17 protein-coding genes are annotated in these 19,717 nt (G+C 52.3%); 3 read left to right on the forward strand and 14 right to left on the reverse strand.

The annotated features are described in order from the left end of the window. Nucleotides 1-107 precede the first annotated feature (107 nt). On the forward strand, nucleotides 108-404 hold the full coding sequence (locus H9X81_RS10400; RefSeq protein ID WP_204721786.1) for a type II toxin-antitoxin system YafQ family toxin: 297 nt from the start codon (nucleotides 108-110) through the stop codon (nucleotides 402-404). A 62-nt stretch (nucleotides 405-466) separates the two neighbouring features. Here H9X81_RS10400 and H9X81_RS10405 read toward each other — a convergent pair whose 3' ends face one another. The 4 genes from H9X81_RS10405 to H9X81_RS10420 all read right to left on the reverse strand — a co-directional run bounded on the left by H9X81_RS10405 (nucleotide 467) and on the right by H9X81_RS10420 (nucleotide 2,750). Continuing rightward, entirely contained in the window at nucleotides 467-931 is a 465-nt protein-coding gene (locus tag H9X81_RS10405) for a single-stranded DNA-binding protein (protein ID WP_275951276.1), read from the reverse strand. 22 nt (nucleotides 932-953) lie between these two features. Then, a complete protein-coding gene (locus H9X81_RS10410; protein WP_204721790.1) occupies nucleotides 954-1,397 on the reverse strand; it encodes a hypothetical protein in 444 nt (147 codons plus the stop codon). A 15-nt stretch (nucleotides 1,398-1,412) separates the two neighbouring features. Beyond that, complete coding sequence (locus tag H9X81_RS10415; RefSeq protein ID WP_204721792.1) at nucleotides 1,413-2,207, reverse strand: N-6 DNA methylase; 795 nt, start codon at nucleotides 2,205-2,207, stop codon at nucleotides 1,413-1,415. A gap of 174 nt (nucleotides 2,208-2,381) precedes the next feature. After that, nucleotides 2,382-2,750 (reverse strand): hypothetical protein, encoded by a 369-nt coding sequence (locus tag H9X81_RS10420; protein WP_204721794.1) that lies wholly within the window; start codon nucleotides 2,748-2,750, stop codon nucleotides 2,382-2,384. Between the two features lie 171 nt (nucleotides 2,751-2,921). On the opposite strand from H9X81_RS10420, the gene H9X81_RS10425 reads away from it, so the two are divergent. Continuing rightward, on the forward strand, nucleotides 2,922-3,188 hold the full coding sequence (locus H9X81_RS10425; protein ID WP_204721796.1) for a type II toxin-antitoxin system RelB/DinJ family antitoxin: 267 nt from the start codon (nucleotides 2,922-2,924) through the stop codon (nucleotides 3,186-3,188). After that, on the forward strand, nucleotides 3,181-3,444 hold the full coding sequence (locus H9X81_RS10430) for a Txe/YoeB family addiction module toxin (RefSeq protein WP_204721798.1): 264 nt from the start codon (nucleotides 3,181-3,183) through the stop codon (nucleotides 3,442-3,444). Before H9X81_RS10425 ends, H9X81_RS10430 begins: the two co-directional genes overlap by 8 nt. Before the next feature lie 44 nt (nucleotides 3,445-3,488). Here the strand turns inward: H9X81_RS10430 and H9X81_RS10435 are convergent, their stop codons facing one another. The 10 genes from H9X81_RS10435 to H9X81_RS10480 form a co-directional block, all read right to left on the reverse strand. After that, on the reverse strand, nucleotides 3,489-3,785 hold the full coding sequence (locus tag H9X81_RS10435) for a helix-turn-helix domain-containing protein (protein WP_204721800.1): 297 nt from the start codon (nucleotides 3,783-3,785) through the stop codon (nucleotides 3,489-3,491). 2 nt (nucleotides 3,786-3,787) lie between these two features. Next, nucleotides 3,788-4,141, reverse strand: a complete 354-nt coding sequence (locus H9X81_RS10440) for a type II toxin-antitoxin system RelE/ParE family toxin (RefSeq protein ID WP_204721802.1) — start codon at nucleotides 4,139-4,141, stop codon at nucleotides 3,788-3,790. Between the two features lie 122 nt (nucleotides 4,142-4,263). After that, the gene (locus tag H9X81_RS10445) at nucleotides 4,264-4,809 is read right to left on the reverse strand and encodes a hypothetical protein (protein WP_204721804.1); all 546 of its coding nucleotides are present in this window, start codon (nucleotides 4,807-4,809) and stop codon (nucleotides 4,264-4,266) included. Nucleotides 4,810-4,983: 174 nt separating this feature from the next. Next, nucleotides 4,984-5,148, reverse strand: coding sequence for a hypothetical protein (locus H9X81_RS10450; RefSeq protein WP_204721806.1), 165 nt, complete (start codon nucleotides 5,146-5,148; stop codon nucleotides 4,984-4,986). A 108-nt stretch (nucleotides 5,149-5,256) separates the two neighbouring features. Further along, the gene (locus tag H9X81_RS10455; RefSeq protein ID WP_204721808.1) at nucleotides 5,257-6,054 is read right to left on the reverse strand and encodes a class B sortase; all 798 of its coding nucleotides are present in this window, start codon (nucleotides 6,052-6,054) and stop codon (nucleotides 5,257-5,259) included. Then, complete coding sequence (locus tag H9X81_RS10460; RefSeq protein ID WP_204721810.1) at nucleotides 6,047-13,567, reverse strand: MSCRAMM family protein; 7,521 nt, start codon at nucleotides 13,565-13,567, stop codon at nucleotides 6,047-6,049. Before H9X81_RS10460 ends, H9X81_RS10455 begins: the two co-directional genes overlap by 8 nt. A gap of 145 nt (nucleotides 13,568-13,712) precedes the next feature. Continuing rightward, a complete protein-coding gene (locus H9X81_RS10465) occupies nucleotides 13,713-14,912 on the reverse strand; it encodes a S1 RNA-binding domain-containing protein (RefSeq protein WP_204721812.1) in 1,200 nt (399 codons plus the stop codon). A 144-nt stretch (nucleotides 14,913-15,056) separates the two neighbouring features. Continuing rightward, nucleotides 15,057-17,279 carry a VirD4-like conjugal transfer protein, CD1115 family gene (locus H9X81_RS10470; protein WP_204721814.1) on the reverse strand — a complete coding sequence of 741 codons (2,223 nt, stop codon included), beginning with the start codon at nucleotides 17,277-17,279 and terminating at the stop codon, nucleotides 15,057-15,059. 1 nt (nucleotide 17,280) lies between these two features. Continuing rightward, nucleotides 17,281-18,003, reverse strand: coding sequence for a hypothetical protein (locus H9X81_RS10475; RefSeq protein ID WP_204721816.1), 723 nt, complete (start codon nucleotides 18,001-18,003; stop codon nucleotides 17,281-17,283). Between the two features lie 106 nt (nucleotides 18,004-18,109). Next, nucleotides 18,110-19,711 carry a hypothetical protein gene (locus tag H9X81_RS10480; RefSeq protein WP_204721818.1) on the reverse strand — a complete coding sequence of 534 codons (1,602 nt, stop codon included), beginning with the start codon at nucleotides 19,709-19,711 and terminating at the stop codon, nucleotides 18,110-18,112. Between the last annotated feature and the right edge of the window lie 6 nt (nucleotides 19,712-19,717).

Here is a 19,717-nt window from a genome sequence, read left to right on the forward strand (position 1 = left end):
AAGGGATTTTGAAAAGTAATTGATTATAGAGAGTATGCGGATCGCAGCCGCCTGCGTCACATACCTGGCTGGTACATAAATCTGAGTGAAAGCGAAAGGAAATGAAAATGAACGAGAATGCTAAGAGAAAGTACACCATCGCCCCGACCACCCAATTTCGGAAGGACTGCAAAAAGGTCCAAAAGCAGAGCCGAAAAAAGGAACTGCTCCAGAAGGTAGTGGATCAAATCGCCCAGGGGAAGCCCCTGCCTGAGAAGCACCGGGACCATGAGCTTTCCGGGATCTGGACTGGATACCGGGAATGCCACATTGCTCCAGACTGGATGCTGATCTACCGGCTCGACACAGAAGTCCTGGCTATGACGCTGGCCCGTACCGGCAGCCACAGTGATATTTTCCAATAAGGTGCTGCAAAGATGCATAGCCTGATAAAAGAAAAAGCCGCCATTGGCGGCTTTTCTTTTACCTAAAACGGAAGATCTTGGGGATCTCCATCAATTACTTCAAACCCCGAAAAGTCAAGGTCGTCAGTATCCTTGGAACGAGGAAGCTGTTCAGGCTTTGGCGGCTGTACCGGTGCTGCCACGGACTCAGTCTGATCCGAACTCTTCCGAGTACCACAGAACTCAAACTTGTCAACCTCAAATACCACCACCTTAACCGGGTACTGGCTACCCTCTATATTCCTTTTATAGCTGGTATAGTGGGCTTCCACAAGGAGCTCTGTTCCCTTCTGCGCTGCATACTTAGCCAGGTTTTCAGCTGTGGTACGATACGCAATAAAATCCGGATATTCTACAATCTCACCTTTTTGCGGTCCCGCATAGCGGGGACTGGCAAGAGAGAACTGACAAAACGGCAGCCCCCTCTCACTGTGCTCCAACTTGATCTCTCTGGTTAAACGCCCATGACATATCAATTTACAAAGCATTATTTATCCTTCTTTCTCTGTTTTAGAGTGGCTGTACGATTATGGCACCTTTACCATAATCCGTAAAATTCTTGGACAATGACTGCTGTATATCATCTGAAAGGATCAAGTGAGCGATACGCTCTAATTGATTGGAAAGATCACAGACTTCATAGTCATAGATCTCTTCAGCAAATATATCAGAATACTTACTGCAGACGAATACTGCTGTTCCGACAATCTTCTGGATCGGGAAATATGGAGATATTGTAGGAATTAAAAAGTTCAGCGGAAGATCCTTTCCCAATCCATCTTCGTCTATCAGAATCCACATGGTTTTTTCCGAGTTCATAGGAATACGCTCGATTGTTACTTTCCTTCCCAAAAGGGCTTCCCCCACATCGCTGAGATAGGTTGCTTCAACCTTTACGGACTCGATTGATTTTCCAGGTTCTTTCTTCAGAACTCTAAAGACTCCATTTTCCATTTTCATACCTCACTTTCAACAATTAAAAGGCATATCATCCTCAAGCTCGTCTGCCCGGGCGCTGACTGTCGTTTGACAGGGCTGCTCCAAATAGCAGAGTCTATACCATGGCATCAGCCAATACTTGGAGAGGTCCGTTTCATCTTCCCGGATCGGGTCGCTGAGAGTATCCCCAATTTTGATGAGTCCACAGCATCCAAGGATCGAGAGCTGGATATAACCCATCAGTCCTGCGATCGGGTCGATGTCCTGGCCTATCACGACGACATGATCAATCCATTGGAGTTCTGGATGTGCCTCATTAAGAGCATAGGCAATGTTGTTCACTCCGGCAATCAGAGTTGCACACGCCCCACAGGCAGGGTCGTTCAGATAGAACATCCCCTGCTGCTCGATCATACTCACCGAATTTTGGCACGAAATCATTGAGATAAGTTTACAGATATTGTACGGCGTAAAGTATTGCCCGGTCCAGTGGTTATTCAGGCCCAGGTTCATAAAGATCTCGCCAAGGAAATCCTGGTCAGGATTTTTGCCCAGTTCTATGGCTACCACATCAAGCAGGTGGTGCATCAATGCAACCTCCTCGCAAGTGAAATTCCGGGCGATCTCATTATAGGTGCGGGTCCGTTCCGGGGCGTTTGCCTGATCGTGCAAGTTGGAAAGCGCTATGGCATTGAGCATCACGAATGCCTGCCAGACCTTCCACAGATCGTATTTCCCATTGCCAATAGAACAGATTACCTTAGTGAAGTACGCATACGGATCTGGAGCGCCGGATCTGCTTACCATTTTCCTTACCTTCTTCATAATTTTTCTCCTTTCTGTCATGCCCATTGACGGGCCTTCAAATATTCTTCAGTATGAGCTGGGACGGGATACTGCGAGCATCGATGCCGGCGATACCCACGCAGTCCATCCGGGTGACTTCTTCCCCTGCGCATATCCCCGTTCTGATCCACAAAGGTCTGCTGGCTGGAGTCATCAGGGACAAAGCAGACAGCGTCCGGCTCTACCGGGATCGACCTTCCGCTCTTCTTCTGCCGGATCCATTTGATTTCCCGATGGCAGAACGCACAGTAACATTTCTTTCGGTTCGGGTTGTACATAGACATTTCTCCTTTTCTTCAGTTTTTTATGTAAAAAGGCACCCGCTACAAGTAGCAGGCGCCTTGGATTTTCGTATAACAAAAAGGCACGACCGGTCCCCAAAAGGGCGCAATCGTGCCTAATTCTTTGTATCCTTCCGGCAACTGGATCAGCTGCCGCACTTTGCTGTTCCCAATGCAGGGAATCAGCGGTCATTTCATCTGTGATGATGGTATTGTATCCCTTTTTACTGCATACTGTCAAGCCGGGAGTAAAACGGCTCTGGAAATGCCTTTACGGCATCGTTGCAGATGAGAAGCATGCGGAGCAAAACAGATTTGGTATAAGATTCGTGAAATAATTGTAAATTGTAATGCCAATGTGTTGTATTTGACTACATGGCAGCGTATAATAGAACCATAAGGAGGCGATACAATGGCAAGTTTGAATATGCGGATTGACGATGACCTGAAAGCAGCTGTCGATCTGATCTGCGATAATATCGGTATCACCACCACCGCCGCTGTGACAATGTTTCTCAAGCAGATGGTGCGAGTGAACGGGCTTCCCTTTGAGGTAAAAGCTGACCCGTTTTACAGCGCAGAGAACATGGCGGCCCTGGCGCAGTCGCTGGCTCAGCTCAAAAATGGCAAGGTAGTGGAAAAGAGCCTTGCGGAATTGGAGAGCATGGCAAATGGGTAATCTGACCTTTACAGAAAAAGCCTGGGACGATTACAATTACTGGCTCACCCAGGACCGGAAAACGCTGCGGCGGATCAATCAGCTGCTGGCAGACATCCAGCGAAACGGATATACCGGCATCGGCAAACCGGAGCCGTTAAAGGGTAATTTGTCCGGCCTATGGTCTCGCCGGATCGATGAGATAAACCGCCTGGTTTATGTGATTGAAAATGCCAGCGTGAAGATCATTTCCTGCCGGACGCACTACGGCGAATAGGCAAAAAAAGAGCGGGGGCTTTGCGCCCCCGCCTTTTTTGTTCTCTATCGCTGGTCATACGGCAGAAATTCGATTTTGACACGCATACCCATGCCGGCAGCCAGCCTTTGAAGCGTCCGCACAGAGGGATTTCCATTCCCACTTTCCAGCTTGCTGATGTCCGCCTGGGCAATGCCTGTTTTCTCCGAAAGCTGTTTCTGTGTCAGGCCGCTGCTCTTCCGGGCGTCAATGATCGCCTGCATGATCGAGAACTCCGCTTCCAGGGCTTCATATTCTGCCCGGAACTCCGGGTCCTGAAGCTGTTCTTCCACAAAATTTCTGAAACTTGCGTTTTCGGCCATTGTCAATTCCCCTTTCTGCTCAGATAATCTTCCCTGTACCGCTTGGCCTTTTCAATCTCGGCGGGCGGCGTTTTCTGCGTCTTTTTGATAAACCCATTTGTCAGGACCACAGTCCGGCCCACCACAAAGAAATAAAGCACCCGGGATATATCGGACCCCACCTTTGCCCGCAGTTCAAAGATCCCATCACCCAATGACTTGGAATAAGGTTCCCGCAGGTCTATCCCGTTGTGTTCCAGCAGCTCCACCGTGCGGACCATCTTGGCCCGCATTTTGGGTTCCAGGCTCAGTATAAAATCCCGTGCCGGGAATGTTCCGTCCGCCTTGCCGTAAAAAATAACCTCAAAACCCTCCACCGCAGAACCGCCTTTCACAATATGGGATAAATCCTATTATTATTGTATGGGATATAGCCTATATTGTCAAGAGCTTTCGGTAACGATGCCATCATCAATCAAAATTGTTTTTCTCGTTGCTATCATTCCAATATTTCTTTCACAGTATGAGGGCCGGAATTGTACTTTCTAAAATACTTACCGTATTTTTCAATGGCAGTCTTTATGTTCGGTGCAGGCTGCTGCACACCCTTCACATCAAGGTAGCTTGGCTGGAGCATCTGAGAAGGGTCATCCGCAAAAGCCCCACCGAAACACGCCATATCAAACATCTGCCCTGTTTCGGAATTACAGAAATGAGAAGCACTTATCTGTTCATTTATAGAACCCACATCATCTACCAGCCCAAAGCCAGATATATCATACCCGTCTCTGTAAATATCCCGCAAAGCGAAAAACAGGAGGTATGTACGGTCATCACAAATTTCCAGGAATGCGGGATATAGATATTCGGCGCAAGCACCGTTTTCCAGATCATATTCCTCCGAGAGCCAGAATACATCCGTTAAATCAAAGTTCCAGTATTGTGTGCCGAGAAAATCCTGAATCAGTTTTTGAAGGTCGCTGTTATCGGTGTTCCGTAGTAGGATTCTTGCACACTGGATAATGCCCGTTCTTTCACTCTCCAATACTTGATCGAAAAGTTCTGCATACTCAGGCAGCTGCTTCAGGACATATTCCCACTCTGTTCTGATTGCAGCCTTTTGCTCTGCTGCATTTTGAGAAAAGTCACTCTGCGTGGCAAGCAGCGTGAAGATTGATTCTTCCAGGCACCGCTTGAAAAGATCTTCCGGGGAGTCTATCTATTCACAAGAGGAGATGTTAGCCATTCCCGCCTCATTAACAGGAATCCACAGATAACCGATCTTCTCATAGAAAAACAGATCCCATCCCCATTCAAAGCCTTTGAAACCTGAAAGAGCATCGTCTACTCGTCTTATTTCCGGATTGCATGGTTTATAGAACATAATGATTTCTCCTTATTTTCAAATTCAAAGTCTATGCAGCAAGGCATAAGCTGGCTTATGCCCTGCTGCATAGACCACAGCTGTGCTGTGATCTATGGTTTTAGAAAGTTATACCAGATAGCCCACCACGACCAGCCTTCCGGCTTCGCCGTAAATGCTTCGGTCGCAAGTGGACAGGGTCAAAAGGCGGCTGCCTGCTGGCACGGTCTCCCCTGTCTGGATCACGGAGCGGTTCTGGAGAGCCTGGGTATATTCGGACTCAAAGGAGTTGGAACGAAAATCCTGGCGGTAAAACGCCTGGGCTGTATCGGAATCGCTCACATCAAACTGACACACGGCAAAGATCCGATAAACCAATGCCCCATCATCGGGAGTGAGCAGTTCTATTTCCGGGTTCTCCTGCCAGAAGGAAAGGTCTGTGTAACGAGGCAAGGCAGAGAACATCTTTGTACTGCCATCAAAGAAATTGTGGCCGTGAATGATGCTGTTGCCATCGCTGAAGTCCGGTGAGTTGGCGTAATCCAGGAACAGCGTCCCGGACACGCTCTCTTCACCGTAGAAATTTCGGCGCAAGTAGGTATCATTATCCGGCCCCTGTACGATCGGCTGGCTGATCCCGGCGCCCGGAATTTCGATCCAGGCAACCACATCGCCGTTCTGTGCCGTCAGGGAGCTGAAGTCTACCGCTGCGCCAGATACTCCTTGTGACCCATCAAGGGCCATAGCGGGCAGCTCTGCTGTCCCAGGCAGCGCATCGCTGCCTTCCGACCTGAGTACCTCTTCTGCCAGCTTCTCCAGCTCTGCCTGATCCCGCAGCTGGGACAGATAGAGTACGCCGCACCACAGTGCAGTGGCGGCGCAGAGCGCTGTCATAGCCAGGAGGATCCAGCGCTGCCAGTTACGCATCTTCGCCCTCCTTCTGCTTCCTGCGGGACTTGGTAATTACCAGGATCGCTATGCCGCCGAGCGCCCCGACAGCCGCAGTCGGGCCGAGGAAGATCGGGACCGGACCGATGCCAGTGTTGACGGTGCCCGCATTGCGCACGACATAGGGATCCTCCTGATTCATGTACTTATCGGTGATTTCCAGGCGGATGATCCTGCCGCTCGCCATGAACCCTGCCGGCGCCTGCAATTCTTCGATCGAGTACTCACCCCAGTCCAAGCGCTCAAAATAGAGCATCCCATCTTCTCCGGAAGTCTGGGTGTCAACAAGCTGCCCGTTTTCATCGTACAGACCGAATACGGCGCCTTCAAGGGGTTCACCAGTAAATGCAGAGATCTTTTTTACAGCAATCCGCACCGGTTCATCCGAGATCTCCTTGCCCCGGGCGGTCATATCGTCCTTGACTGTGAGTGTCCAGAACAGATTTTCCCGGGCAAACCCTTCCGGGGCATATCGCTCGTAGACCTGGTACTCACCCGGGTAGAGGCCAGTGACATAGAACTCGCCGTTCTGATCGGACCAGCCCTCCCATACCATGTTGTCATGCTTGTCGTAGATCTCGATGTAGCAGCCCTCCAGCTGTTCCTTGGTATCCTCGGAGTTGATCTTTTTCATAATGATCGGCGGATTGAGGATCTCCAGTTCACCCTGGGCCTTGTTGTTGGAGAGGTCGATGTCGGGGTAACTGTTCCCGTTCTTATCCTGCTGGTATTCAGGGATCACAGCGATAATGTCCACCCGCTCATAGGTGTCAACCGTGTCCACCTGGAAAAGGGTGATGAAATCGACGCTCTCGCCGGGCTGGAGCAGGTTGTCCAGCTTTACCCGGGTGCCGGTCACAGTCGATCCAGGTACAGCAAAGGTAGTGATTTCTTCATTCGGGAGTCGGTTGGCGGTTACAGTAGAGCCAGGGGTTTTATTGCTCATCAGGAGATAATCCGGGAACTGGAACTCTACCTCCGGGTAACAGGGAGCGGTGCCATGGTTGGTGACAGTCCAGGTAAAGGTTGCCCCCTGAGAGAGATACAGTGTCTGGTCCTCCTCCATCGGCTCACCCTCAAAGGTCACACCCTTCAGCTCAATGCCCAAGTCGATCCAGCGATACACAACGGTAACAGTTGAGGCATCCCGGACGCCGAAGGTCAGGATTGGATCGTACTGATCTCCCAGATAACCGGACGGTTCCTCGCCGGGCAGTGTCTCAATCTCGAAGTGATCGAAGATGTAGGAGCCGGTGTCCGGGTGCGGGATCTCGATGGTCCGGTTGCGGAAGCCCTCCAGCAGAGTGGGATTTGCTGGATCAAACTCGCCGGAGATGTCATTCCCGTTCATGTCCTCGTACTTCAGATAAACAGTGGCTCGGTAGTCGTACTTGACCTGGATCACACCGTCATAGCCGGCGTTCATCACTGCCAGATGGGATTCAGCGTTCAGGTTTACAGAGTTTCCGGACTGGATCGCCATGGAATTGAACTGGTAGTCCTCCAGCTCGGGGGTGGGGATCGTGATCTCATCCCCACGGTGTCCGGTGTACTCAAACGGATTTCCCACTGCGAGAGCGGCGGCGATCACATCGTTAATATTCTGCCCCAGGTCATCCACATACTCTACTTTGAACGATGCCTTGGCATGATACACGAGAGTAACGGTCGAGGCATATTCTTTGTTCAGCTTCAGATCATAGGAGATCTCATCCAGGAAGCCGGACTCCAGGCTGCCCTCGGGAGTGGTAATGAACATCTGCTCGAAATCATAGTCGGCCAGTACCGGGATCGCTACGGTATAATGCTCTCCTCGCAGACCGGCAATGATAGTGGCAGAGCCTTCCGGCATCAGGTCATCAATGGGGGCCCCCAGCTCATCGACATAGTGCACATTGACGCTGGCTTTGGCATGGTAGACCACCGTGACGGTGGATGCATTCTCGAAGCCCAGGGTCACTTCCTTGGCTTCCGCATCCAGGAATCCCGACTCAACCTTGCCGGCTTCCGTGCTGATGGACATGCTTTCATACACATAGTCCGCCATATCTGGTGTCTGTACCTGTACCTTATCGCCCCGATCGCCGGACAGCAGGAAAGCTGTGCCTTCCGGCATCAGATCATTGATCTCATTGCCCAGTTCATCCACATAGCGCACCGTTACATCGGCAAGCGCCTGATAGCGAACGGTAATGGTGCTGTCGTCACCAATCTCCATATTCACCTTCAGAGAATCCTTATCAGCACTCAGCAGTGTGCCGGAAGGGATTGCATCCGGGGTGATCTCAGCCGATTCGTAACGATAATACGGGTGCTGCGGGAGGGTGATGGTGTTGACGGTATTCCGGTAGCCGGCGGTGGACAGTTCGGCATTTTCAAACGGGATCGTGTCGCCCAGCTCATCGACATACTGGATCGCCACACTGCCCTTGGCATGGTAATGCACTTTGATGACCGAGTTGTATCCGGATTTCATGGTCGCCAAATGGGTTTCAGGGTCAAGCGATGCCGATTCATTTGGGCCTGCACCGGTGTCCGGATGGGTAATCTCCATGCTGATGAAATCATAATCCGTCAGTTTGGGGGTTGGAATGGTAATTTCATCGTCCCGGTGGCCGGTGTACTTAAAGGGAGTGGCTGTCATCAGATCGTTGATGCTGTTCCCATGATCGTCGATGTACTGCACCTCAAAGGACGCCTTCGCACGGTAAACCACCGTGATTGTCGAAGCATACTCCTTGTTGAGGGTGACAGTGCGCTGATCTGCATTCAGTGTGCCGGATTCCAATGCTTCCGGCGGAGTGGTGATGTACATCCGTTCATAGGTGTAATCCGCCATATCCGGGGTGGGAACGGCCAGTGTATTTCCACGCAGGCCGGAAAGCAGATCCACAGCGCCGGGAACGCCCGAAACATCAATGGGGTTGCCGAGGTCGTCAACATACCGGACATTCACGCTGGCCTTGGGCTGATACACCACATAGATGGTGGTGGCATCCTGGAAGCCCAGGGTGACTGTTTTAGCCTGAGCATTCAGTGTGCCGGAAACGGTAGCACCGTCTGTGCTGGAGTACATTCGGATATACTGATAGTTCGGCACATTTGGTGTTGGAATACTCTTCACATCTCCCCGGTATCCACTGTATTCCCCGGGTGTTCCTTCCGGTATCAGATCTCCCATCGGGTTTCCCAATTCATCAACATATTCCACACGGATTTTTGCTTTGGCTATGTACTCCACAGTCAGATCAGATCCGTTGCGATGATTGAGCTTGACACTTACTTGATCCTTATTGCTGCTGATAAGAATGCCAGATGAACCGATGTTACTCATTTCGGCTGAATCGTAGTCATACCAGGGATCAGTAGGCAGATTGACCGACTTGGTTTCATCCCGGTATCCGTCGATACCGGATGCAGCTCCGTCAAAGGCCACCGGCTGCCCGAGATCGTCCTGATACTGGATGCCCACATGGGCACGGGCACGGTAATGCAGGACGATTTTTGCGCTGTCATTAGTGTCTATTGCAAAGTAAACCTTGCCATTGTCCTCCTTCATGGTTGTGGCACCCGTATGCTGCACCAATTCAGCGCTCTGGTATTCATACCAAGCGATACTGGGCGGGGCGAACTCATAGGTGCGGTTATCCATGGCATAACAGGCAGTGTTAAATGTCGAGGGGGTGATGATATTTCCCTTTTCATCTCGACATTCGACCAGCATTGACCGATACGGTATGGTGACCGAAGCAGTACCTATGGCTCCACAGCCCTGCGTACACTGCACTTTGATAGTAACAGTGATCGGGGCTTCCAGCTTTTCAATGACCTGTCCGTTGGAGTAATTCTCCGAAATGAGCCTCGCCCGGCCGCCATGGTATCTTGCCTGGCTCGCTGTATGGGTAATCAGGACCGATCCGTCCTCTCGTGTCTGGTAGGACACCGAGAATCCAAAGGCGCTGTTGGCCGATGTACCGGATTCCGGTCTGAACGGAAGCAGCGTCACATCGTCACTCAACTCATATCCGCCATAGACTATATCATCCGCAGCGGTCAGCGTGATTTCAACCGGAACATGGATATTATCAAGCGTCATAGTATATTTTTTGCCGCTGATCGTGACATTGCCGGAAATGCCGTTCAGTGTGAACGGGCCGCTGCTGGTCGGTGCAATATCAGTATCCACATCGCCGGCGGTCACATTCAGGGCGGTGATTCTCGAACCATCCGCTACGGTCCAGCTCATAGTTTGGCTGCCATAGTCCTCTGCGATTGCCGAGGACTGCTCCAGAATAAAGCGGGCAGGGTCGTTGACGATGATGCTGACAGTATGCTTGATGTTGGGCGTAATCTCCATATCGGAAATGAGATGGTTGAGCTGAATCACATAGACGGGGCGCCCGGTCGGACCGCTGGACAGCTTCAGGCTGTAAGTCTGGTCGCCCAGGGTAAATTCCTCTTCGCCCGGGCCTACTGTTACCTGCTCATTCCCGTCGCTGATGGTAAAGGACTGGACCACTACGCCTTCTTTGAACTGGAAGGAAAAGGACGCATCGGCGCCGCCGGGGAAGATATTCTCCTTCTCCAGGGTACCTTCTTCGATCACCAGAGTCTCTTCCCGGGCGTTCACCGTGACAGTGACATTCTCTGGCAGGGTGCTGACGCCGTTGACGGTGATGAGGATGTCCTGGGTGATTCCGTCCAGAGACAGGGTCCAGTTGGATCCGTCCTGCAAGAGCGTACCAATCTGCCCAAACGCCTCGAACTCACCGGCATCGGTTACAGTAACCTTTTCTTCGCCGCACTGGAGTACCACAGATTCCAGTGCGCCATCGGTGCGGATCGACCACTGGGCTGTAAGGTCGCCGCCGCTGAAGGTCAGCGCAGTGTCCTCATCCAGATCGACCCATTCATTTCCTTTGATCTCCGCCCGCAGCGGTGCGCCCAGGATCTGAATTTCCGTGTCCTTCGTCAGTTCAGTCAGGTACAGGGTGTAAGTGCTGCCTCGCTGTTCGATCCTCCCGGTCTGGCCCTGGAACTCGAACCCACCCGGGCCAGTGACAGTGATTTCTTCTCCTTCACAGCTCAACTTTACAGAGGCCAGTTTACCGCCGGCGGCAATCGCCCAGGTGGCAGTCACATCGCCGCCGGATACGGTCAGGCCGGTATTCTGGTCCATCTCCACAAGGCCATTGTGGCTCACACTGACACGGATCGACTCGCCAGCCACTGGCTCACCCAGGATGCGGATCACGGTGTCCTTTGTCAGCCCGGTCAGATACAGTGTATAGTCGTTTCCACGCTGCTCCATCCTTCCAGTATGACCCTGGAACTCGAATCCGCCTGGGCCTTCAATGGTGACTTCCTCCCCATCGCAGCTCAGTGTCACCGAGGACAACACACCGCCATCCTTGATTGACCAGTTTGCGGTCACATCTCCGCCGTTGATTTCTACGCCAGTCTGGGCATCTATCTCCAACCAGCTGTTTCCCTGAACTTTGACATTGATAGAGTCACCCGGAACCTGGGCGTCTGATTCGCCCGCAAGGTCGATTTGGGTGTCTTTTGTCAGACCGGGCATCGTCAGGATATACGCACTGCCCGACTGCTCCAGTGTGCAGCTTTGTCCCTGGAACTGGAAGCTCCCGGTCTGCTTGATCGTGATCTCCTCGCCTTCACAGCTCAGTTTTACAGAGGACAGTTTGCCGCCAGCCTTGATAGACCAGGTGGCAGTCACATCATTGCCATCAATCATAACACCGGTTTTCTCATCCATCTCGATCCAGCCATCTCCGGTGACATTGATCTTGATGGATTCAGTCGGGACTTTCGGGACGCCGAATACCTGAACCGCCGTATCCTTTTTCAGGCCGTTCAGGCGCATGGTATAGGTATTGTTCACCTGTTCCAGGGAGCAGGACTGGCCCAGAAAATCAAATGTTCCCGTCTCGGTGACGGTCACGGTCCCGTCCTCATTGGAGACGATAACGGACCCCAGCTTCGCATCTTCCAGGACGGACCATGTGGCAACCACGGTCCCGTTTTCATAGGACAGCCCTTTTTCCGGATCAATGTCCACCCACTTGTTTCCGGCGAGGTTGACATTGACCTTTTGGGCCGAAAAGCCCAGGATTCCGATTTCGGTATCCTTTGCCAGCCCGTTTACTCGCAGAGTATAGATCCCGTTCACAAGCGTCAGCGTACAGGGCTTGCCCAGGAACTGAGTTTCCCCGGGCTGGTTGAGCGTTAAGGTCCCGTCCTCGTTGGTGATGGTTACGGAATCAAATGTACCGCCATTCATGAGCGACCAGGTAGCCACGACGGTATTCCCTTCGAGCTTGATGTCGGTGGACATGTCCATATCGATCCACTCATTGGCGCTGACGCTCACCTTGACCGGTGGGATCTTTGTCTCGCCCTGGATCTGCAGCTCGGTATCCTCAGCCAGCCCATGCAGCTGCAGGGTATAGATGCCGCCGGTCTGCTCCAATGTGCAAAGCTGACCGCCGAACTCAAAATCTCCTGTACCCAAGACGGTAATGGATTCGGTACTGTTGGAAATCCTGATGGTTGACAGGGCGCCGCCCTCCTTGACGGTCCAGACAGCTGTGGCATCGCTGCCCTCCACCGTCAGGCCGCTGTCCTGGTCCATGATTATCCATTCATTACACTTGGCATTGACGGTGATCTTCTGAGGCGGGGTAGCGGACTCGCCATTGACGGTAATCGTGAGATCGGTTTGAGGCTTGAGTATCTTCAGCGTATAAGTGCCGCTGGACTCAGTAAGGGAACACTCTTCCCCGCCAAAGGTAAATTCCTTCGGTTCAGTCAGGGTCACAGACTCGCCAGTGCTGCCTTCAATCATTGCAGAAGTGAATTTTCCACCGTCTGCAACTTTCCATGTGGCCGTAAGGATTTCGGTTTCTTCGTCGTAATCAAAGGTATTGCCCTTCTCGATCTCGATCCAGCCGTTGCTGGTGAGTTTGACATGGTACTCGGAAATCACTTCATCAACCACGATTTCCCCTTCTGCGTCAGGTCCGGCAGTGTCCTTGCCTGTGTCATCAATGACCAAGAGGCCGCTGTCCGGTTCCTCGGGGTCCTCTTCGGCCTCGGGAAGGCCGCTGTCCGGTTCCTCGGGGTCCTCCTCGGCCTCGGGAAGGCCGCTGTCCGGTTTCTCGGGGTCCTCCTCGGCCTCGGGAAGGCCGCTATCCGGTTCCTCGGGGTCCTCCTCGGCCCCGGGAAGGCTGTTGTCTGGTTTCTCGGGTTCTTCTTCGCTTTCATTATCCCAGACCGGATCTGTTTTGTCAGTTTGGGTATCATTCATCTCCCCTGTTTCAGGACCGTCTACTACCGAAGAAGTCGGATCCAGCACATCTGCAGTGGGGGACGCTGCAAAGCTGACTGCCTGGACTCCACCATGAGCCATTACCATGATCGCCGCAAGGATCAAAGCTAAAAGTCTACGGGGTTGGTTCTTGTCCTTTCGCATCAATGCAAATCTTCCTTTCTTCTAAAAAATTCTGAGTCGGCGAAAAGCCAAGGGCAGGAGGGCCATGCCCTGGCATGAAAAAGCAGCCATGCCCGCTATTCGCCGGCTTGGCTGCCATCTGTCTGTTTCTCATTCTGGCATCACCTCAATTTCCCCTTCCGACCCGTCTGAAGATGTTAACCTGGAAGGTCGGCATACCCGTTCTTCTATTGACCTGTTCCTCGACGATCCGGACAACAACCTGATCGCCAACCTCCGGGATCTCACGGCACCGGACACCGCCAGAGAGATAGGCGTAGCACAGCATACCGTTTGTTTTCAGCTGAAGGAAGAAGGCTTTGCTGGTCCGGGAGGTAATCACCGCCAGATACTCCATGCCCTCAACGATTCCTTTAGCCAGTCTTGTCTGCTCTTCAAGCTCCTTCTCATCATTTCTCATAGTGACGCCCAGCTTCAGCAGGTTGCCGTTTTCGTCCCGCTCCAGCTCGGTGATGTAGACCTCGATTTCCTGTCCAACCGACAGATAATCACTGATAGCCGAGACATAGCTCGCTCGAAAGCTATGGCGGGTGATGGAGTACGGCAGGCCAAACACATCAATGTAGGCGAAGTAGCGAAATACCGACAGCACGGTAGCGGGAACCTTGGAACCGACCGACAGCACATACTCACCTGCGGAGTTCTTGCGCCGGAACGCAGCGCCTGACCGGATCTCATTGGCCCTCTTGCGGTTTCCAATGATGATCTTATTCTCGTAGTACTGGATCACATAGAAGATCTTAGCGCCGATCATGCTCTCGAACACCCGCATCATCTTCCGGCGGTACTGCATATCGGTCTCATCTTCCTTCCGGCGAATCGTGACTCCCATATTCTCTTCATCGATCACCACCCGATAGCCGCAGTAGTCGCTGATGCTCAGAACAATCCTGCCGTTCCCTCTCAGGCGTACCGATTCGATCGTGCCCTCGATGATCCAGTTTTCACGCCTGGCATTCGATACCTGGATGTCATTGTTATCCAGGCCGGTTTCAACCCTTTCGGTCCGACCTGCCAGGACACTGTGCTTGATCTGCGGTTCGGGCTGCGACATCTGCTCCAGCAGCCTCCGGGCCTTCGTCTGCCGGCGGCCCATTGTGCGCCCGCTATGGTTTCCTTCTCCGTGGTTGAGGATCTCCTCCTCCTTGTCGATCTGACCTTCCACGGGCGCAGTCTCTGGATCCTCCTGATCCACGGCGTCATCCAGGGCCATATCTTCCAGCTCCTCTGTGCGCAGCATCTCATCGGCTGTTGTTTCTTCCATTTCAGCTTGGTTCAGGTCCTTTTCATTCAGAATATTTTCCATAATTTGTTCCTCCTTGGTCTCTATGCAATTTTATTCTCAACGGGCCGCATGGCCCTGACTGAGCAGTTAAGTGTGCAGGGCAAAAGAAAAAGCCTGCCGCCTGCACACTGCAAGCAACAAACTTTTCCGGGTTCTGACTATTATTTACAGCTTGCAGCCGCCTGTGAAGCTGCTTGCCTCATCGTCATCATCAAAGAACTTGGCCGGCTTGAGCTTTCTCATCGCCTGGGGAGAGGAATCCTTGGAAGGCAGCTTAGCGGCCGTCGGGGCCGGGGCTTCCACGGCCTTGGTGTCTGGTGCGGCTGCGGACCAGCTGGGCAGCTCGAAGTCATCCTGCATGGATCGCCATTCCGCCTCAAACAGATCCTCCAGGGAATCATCGCCTTGCAGGATCTCCATTTCATCGCCCTGGGCAGTACCCGGGGCTTCTTCAAAAGCATGGATTTTTTCGGGCGCCGGCTGGGAATCTTCGGGTATTTCGCCGGCAGCCCTGCCAGCGGGGGCAGTTTCTGGGGAGCAGTCGGTAGCGGGCTGTTCAAGGTCTTTGCTCTGGGTATCCTGGGTGTCCTGGGCGTCAGGCATTTTCCAGAAATCATCATCAGGATCGAAATCCTTTATGGAAATAGGCTCCCACTTTTTCGATTCGGGATCTCTGGTATAGTCGAATTTTTCTGCAAAGAGGATCGGCTGATCCTTGAGCATGATGATCTCAGTCTTTTGGTTATCTTTTGCCATTGTGAGGACCTCATTGTCTGTCAGCAGCTGACGGTGTGCATCGCCTTTACTCAACCGCTCTTCCAAGGTCAGATAAAGCGGGTCAAGTTTGTTATGGTTTTCACCCTGGTTTTCCGATACCGCAGTAGCATCGCCAGATCGCCATGCAACACGATCAACTGTTATGCGGTCATTTCCTCCCAGGTAAACAAAGTGGTCGCAGTTTCCCATAATCCGCTCATAGGTTGGGTACGGATAGCGTTCGATCAGGTCAGCCAGCGACTGACACAAAATGGATACATTCACTGCCCGGGAACGGGTTGTCGCCAATTTTTTCAGAAAATCGGGGATTTCACCGATATTGGGGAACTCATCCAGTATGACATTGACCGGTACTTCACAGCGCTCATTCTTTGTCTCAGTATCAGCATATTTTATTACCTGAATAAAGAACAAAGTGAAAAACAGACAAACTAAAAAGTCATAGGTTGCGTGCTGGTCAGGGACGATGGCAAAGTATGCGCATTTTTCCTTTCCTGCCAACTCAAGGTCAATGCCGGGATCATCGCCGCCGGTAATTCTCCGGATCTCTCCGTTCAAGAAAATATCCAAACGGAACGCCAGGCCTGCAAGCATATCTCCTGTGTTTTCGGGTCGGGATTTCATAAAGGCTCTGTATGCCTTGCTTGCAGGGTTCCCGGGATATTTCACCTGGATCTCTGTAAAGTCCTTTTTTATATCCTCCATGCTCATATTGGAGATGTAGTCATAGACTGCCGGGAAAGAAAGCTCGTCTTTTCCGTTTTTCCACATGATGTACTGCCGCAGAAGCAGCGCCTTCAGAAAGGCTCGCTCACCACGGCTCCAGAAGTCGCTTGTGCTTTCGCTGGTGTTCTGGATAATGACGAAGCTGATCTGCTCGACGATGCTGCTCGCTTCGTCATCGTCTGCGTTCTGCAACGCCCCCAGCAGGAAATTCCAGCGGCTGGAATGTTTGAGAGAAACCAGGTTCAAAGCAGCCACTCTGTAACCGCTTTTCCGAAGCCATACCGCCGAATCCCTGAAAAGCTCGCCCTTGGGGTCGGACACGACGATGCTCTCTCCCCGGCGGACGGCTCCGATGATCTTATTGCGGGCGATGGCACGGGATTTCATCGAACCGGCACCACCGATAGCAAGAAAATGTCGGTTATGTGGGGAGTTTAACGGCTGGCTGATAACCAGGCCGTCCTTTACCCCGATTATGTCGCCTTCTGCCTGTTCGCAATGGTTGACTGGGACGCAGTTGAAGCACTTGCGCATCCGCCGGTTGTCCATCAGCTCTGCAGTGCCAAAGGTACCGGACGATGAGAAGCGGAAGTTGCGGTCAGGATCCAATTTCGTGTTGGAGAACCTGGCCCCCGGGGAGAGCAGAAGGACCCCCAGCAGGATCACGATGATCGCTGCCTTGAGGAAAAAGGAGAGAAATGCCGTGATCCCTACGAATGGATTCAGGGAAAAGCCGCCGGCGCCTTTGTCAAAGACTGTTGTGAGTACTCCCAGCAGATAGAGCGAGAGCGGAATGCCAATCCAGAACATTTTGGGAGACTTCTGGTAATGATCCTTGATCCAGTTCCACCAATTCTTAAATCGCCACACTATTTCTTCCTCCATTTCACACATAGTATTTTCTTGGCAAGAAGGACTCGCCATAGTATTTCACTTCCGCATCGTACCGCAGCTGGAGCGCTTCTTCCCTCGTTTTGCGGTACTCGCTCATCACCAATTCCCCACGGACCCACAGCCGCACCTGCCATCGGTCACGCATACGGGTCACCCCTTCGATCTTGGGCGGGTGTTTCTTCAGGTACACCTTCTCGATTTGCTGGAGTTCTTTGAGCATGGGTTCGTAATACTGTTCGATCAGGCTTTCCCCCCAGTACTTCTTTTCGAGGTCCATGCGCATCTGCAACGCCTCCTGGACCGACTCAGTCATGTACATTGGTGCCCAGTATCCATCAAAATTGCGGGCCACGGCCCACATCAGGCGGTTGCCATACCACATGATCCCTTCAACGGTCGTTGCCCATTTGGTGTAAGACTCTGACTCGTACACCCGGACTTCCTTTTTGACTTCAGCGGGTAGCGGGGTCTTGCACCCACAGTTCGTGAGGCGTCCGCTCAAGAGCAGCCGCATCGGTGTCACAACGATGTTTCCGCAGGTACACTGGCACTTTCCAATCAGGTCGCCGGTGGTCTCCCCTTCTTTATGGCTCCACATAGCTTCTTTGACTATGATCGACCCGAACTTGCGGCCGGAGTACTTGCAGATCTCGTCCAGGAATCGATGGACTTCCAGATCATTCAGGCTGTTGTAGAAAGCGATGTCCCTTTTCATGATCCATGCTTTGGGGTTGACCTTGCCGATCGGTTTGATCCACCCGGGGGATTCTGTTTCTTTGCTCATCTTTTCTCACCTTCTTTCATTCTGCAAAACCCGCTATTTACTCATTCACGGTCGGATCGCCATAAATGAGGTTATTCTCCCTGAACTGTTCCTGGACATACTCTTCCAGATCTTCCTGGTCGAGAAACCACAGCCGGACGATCCTCTCAAGTTCACTTGTCTCAAAGACCTGGGTCCAGAACGGGCGCTCCCATGCCATGGTGATGACAAGGTACCGCTCCTTCCCGGGATTCATGGCCTTCTGGACAAGCCACAGTACCGTGTCGAGCCGCAGCACTGTCATATCGATGACTTGGGTATTGTCGATCAGTTCCGCCGCTATGAATCCATCATTTTCATAATGCCTCCTGATCTTACAGATCTCCCCACGCTCCGCCGCAGCCCGTACGATTTTCAACACCATGGCCTTCATGTATACGATCCAGTGCGGGAAATTCATTATAGCCAGCAACGGGATCGATTCCCGGATCACAGGGAGGTAATATGTGTTGGGGCAATCTCGCAGGTTGTAGGTGTTGTTGACCCGCTCCCGCTCCTTTGGGGTGATGTGGTAGCGCATGATGGAAGCCTGGGTCGTTTGAAGCACACTCAGCGCTGCCTTGAATGTATCGTCGCCCAGCAACAGGCGTCCTTCGACCTTTGGGGATACCTTTACTTCCCTCACCTTACCCTCATAGTCATTCTGAAGTTCGGTAATGCTTCTCTGATACACTGCCTGCGCCCAGTTGGTTGCCAACGCTTCCGCCAGCTCCTCGCCCCGTCGATTGATTGTGGGGGCAGTGCGTTCGGTGTTGTAGACCAGGTACAGGCCGCTTCCGGTGAAGATTGCAGCGCTCATGCGGGTGTAGGAGATCAGGTCGCTTTCCTCTGGGGTGCCTTTGCGCAGCGTCGTTTCGATTCTGGAAAGTTCTTGCAGTTCCGGGAGGAAGTACAGGCAGCCGACCGGCGTTTCACGGTACAGGTACTGTTTGGTGTCCATCGTCAGCTTGTAGGTCCGTCCCCGTTGCGGCTCGGTGTAGTATTGATAGACGCCTTGGTTATAGATGGAGTTTTCTTCTCCTCTGTATTTTTCCGTGTCCACAGCAGGAATCTCATCAAAAACTCTCCACGCTGGCGGCTTGCCAGCCGCCGTTTCGTCCACATCATACAGACTAAGCCGTGTAACCGGGGGTTTGAGTTGCCGGTGCGTGGTGTACCCCGCCAGCTCTGCCATCGCCCGGGTCTCTGACATGAGGGACATACGATAGACTTTGCGTATCTCATAGGACACATCATTCTCTTTTAGTTCCGTGTAGTAGCGTTTGGGATTCCGCTCTCGCAGGAATTGACGCCCTTCACTTCCCAGTGCATACCTTTTCCCCCAGACATCTCCCGGGATACCCGGTTCTCGCTTTCTCGTTCGACGCATCTCCTGATTCTTTTCCTTCACCTTTTCCTTCAGATTCATTTCCCTGAGCTTTCTTTCCTCCACCAATCCATGTATTTTCCGATTCTTCCAGTTCCGTGTCCCCGGCCACAGCATCAGCGCTCTTTGCGTTACCCATTCGCTGTCCGCAGCCCACCGTAAAAAAGCTGTCGAAGCTGCCGAACTCATTGCATTCCGTCCGGCATTTTTCTTCTTTTTCATGTTCTCCTGCATACTAAA

The sequence above is a fragment of the Hydrogenoanaerobacterium saccharovorans genome (assembly GCF_016901815.1).
In the GTDB taxonomy this organism is placed as follows: Bacteria; Bacillota; Clostridia; order Oscillospirales; family Ruminococcaceae; genus Avimicrobium; species Avimicrobium caecorum.

What these genes read in the sequence shown, in the direction of transcription:
- H9X81_RS10415 (WP_204721792.1), bottom strand. Translation starts at nt 2,207, where the DNA reads ATGAAGAAGGTAAGGAAAATGGTAAGCAGATCCGGCGCTCCAGATCCG.
- H9X81_RS10405 (WP_275951276.1), bottom strand. Translation starts at nt 931, where the DNA reads ATGCTTTGTAAATTGATATGTCATGGGCGTTTAACCAGAGAGATCAAG.
- H9X81_RS10425 (WP_204721796.1), top strand. Translation starts at nt 2,922, where the DNA reads ATGGCAAGTTTGAATATGCGGATTGACGATGACCTGAAAGCAGCTGTC.
- H9X81_RS10465 (WP_204721812.1), bottom strand. Translation starts at nt 14,912, where the DNA reads ATGGAAAATATTCTGAATGAAAAGGACCTGAACCAAGCTGAAATGGAA.
- H9X81_RS10430 (WP_204721798.1), top strand. Translation starts at nt 3,181, where the DNA reads ATGGGTAATCTGACCTTTACAGAAAAAGCCTGGGACGATTACAATTAC.
- H9X81_RS10455 (WP_204721808.1), bottom strand. Translation starts at nt 6,054, where the DNA reads ATGCGTAACTGGCAGCGCTGGATCCTCCTGGCTATGACAGCGCTCTGC.
- H9X81_RS10475 (WP_204721816.1), bottom strand. Translation starts at nt 18,003, where the DNA reads ATGAAAAGGGACATCGCTTTCTACAACAGCCTGAATGATCTGGAAGTC.
- H9X81_RS10410 (WP_204721790.1), bottom strand. Translation starts at nt 1,397, where the DNA reads ATGGAAAATGGAGTCTTTAGAGTTCTGAAGAAAGAACCTGGAAAATCA.
- H9X81_RS10450 (WP_204721806.1), bottom strand. Translation starts at nt 5,148, where the DNA reads ATGTTCTATAAACCATGCAATCCGGAAATAAGACGAGTAGACGATGCT.
- H9X81_RS10435 (WP_204721800.1), bottom strand. Translation starts at nt 3,785, where the DNA reads ATGGCCGAAAACGCAAGTTTCAGAAATTTTGTGGAAGAACAGCTTCAG.
- H9X81_RS10400 (WP_204721786.1), top strand. Translation starts at nt 108, where the DNA reads ATGAACGAGAATGCTAAGAGAAAGTACACCATCGCCCCGACCACCCAA.
- H9X81_RS10460 (WP_204721810.1), bottom strand. Translation starts at nt 13,567, where the DNA reads ATGCGAAAGGACAAGAACCAACCCCGTAGACTTTTAGCTTTGATCCTT.
- H9X81_RS10470 (WP_204721814.1), bottom strand. Translation starts at nt 17,279, where the DNA reads ATGGAGGAAGAAATAGTGTGGCGATTTAAGAATTGGTGGAACTGGATC.
- H9X81_RS10480 (WP_204721818.1), bottom strand. Translation starts at nt 19,711, where the DNA reads ATGCAGGAGAACATGAAAAAGAAGAAAAATGCCGGACGGAATGCAATG.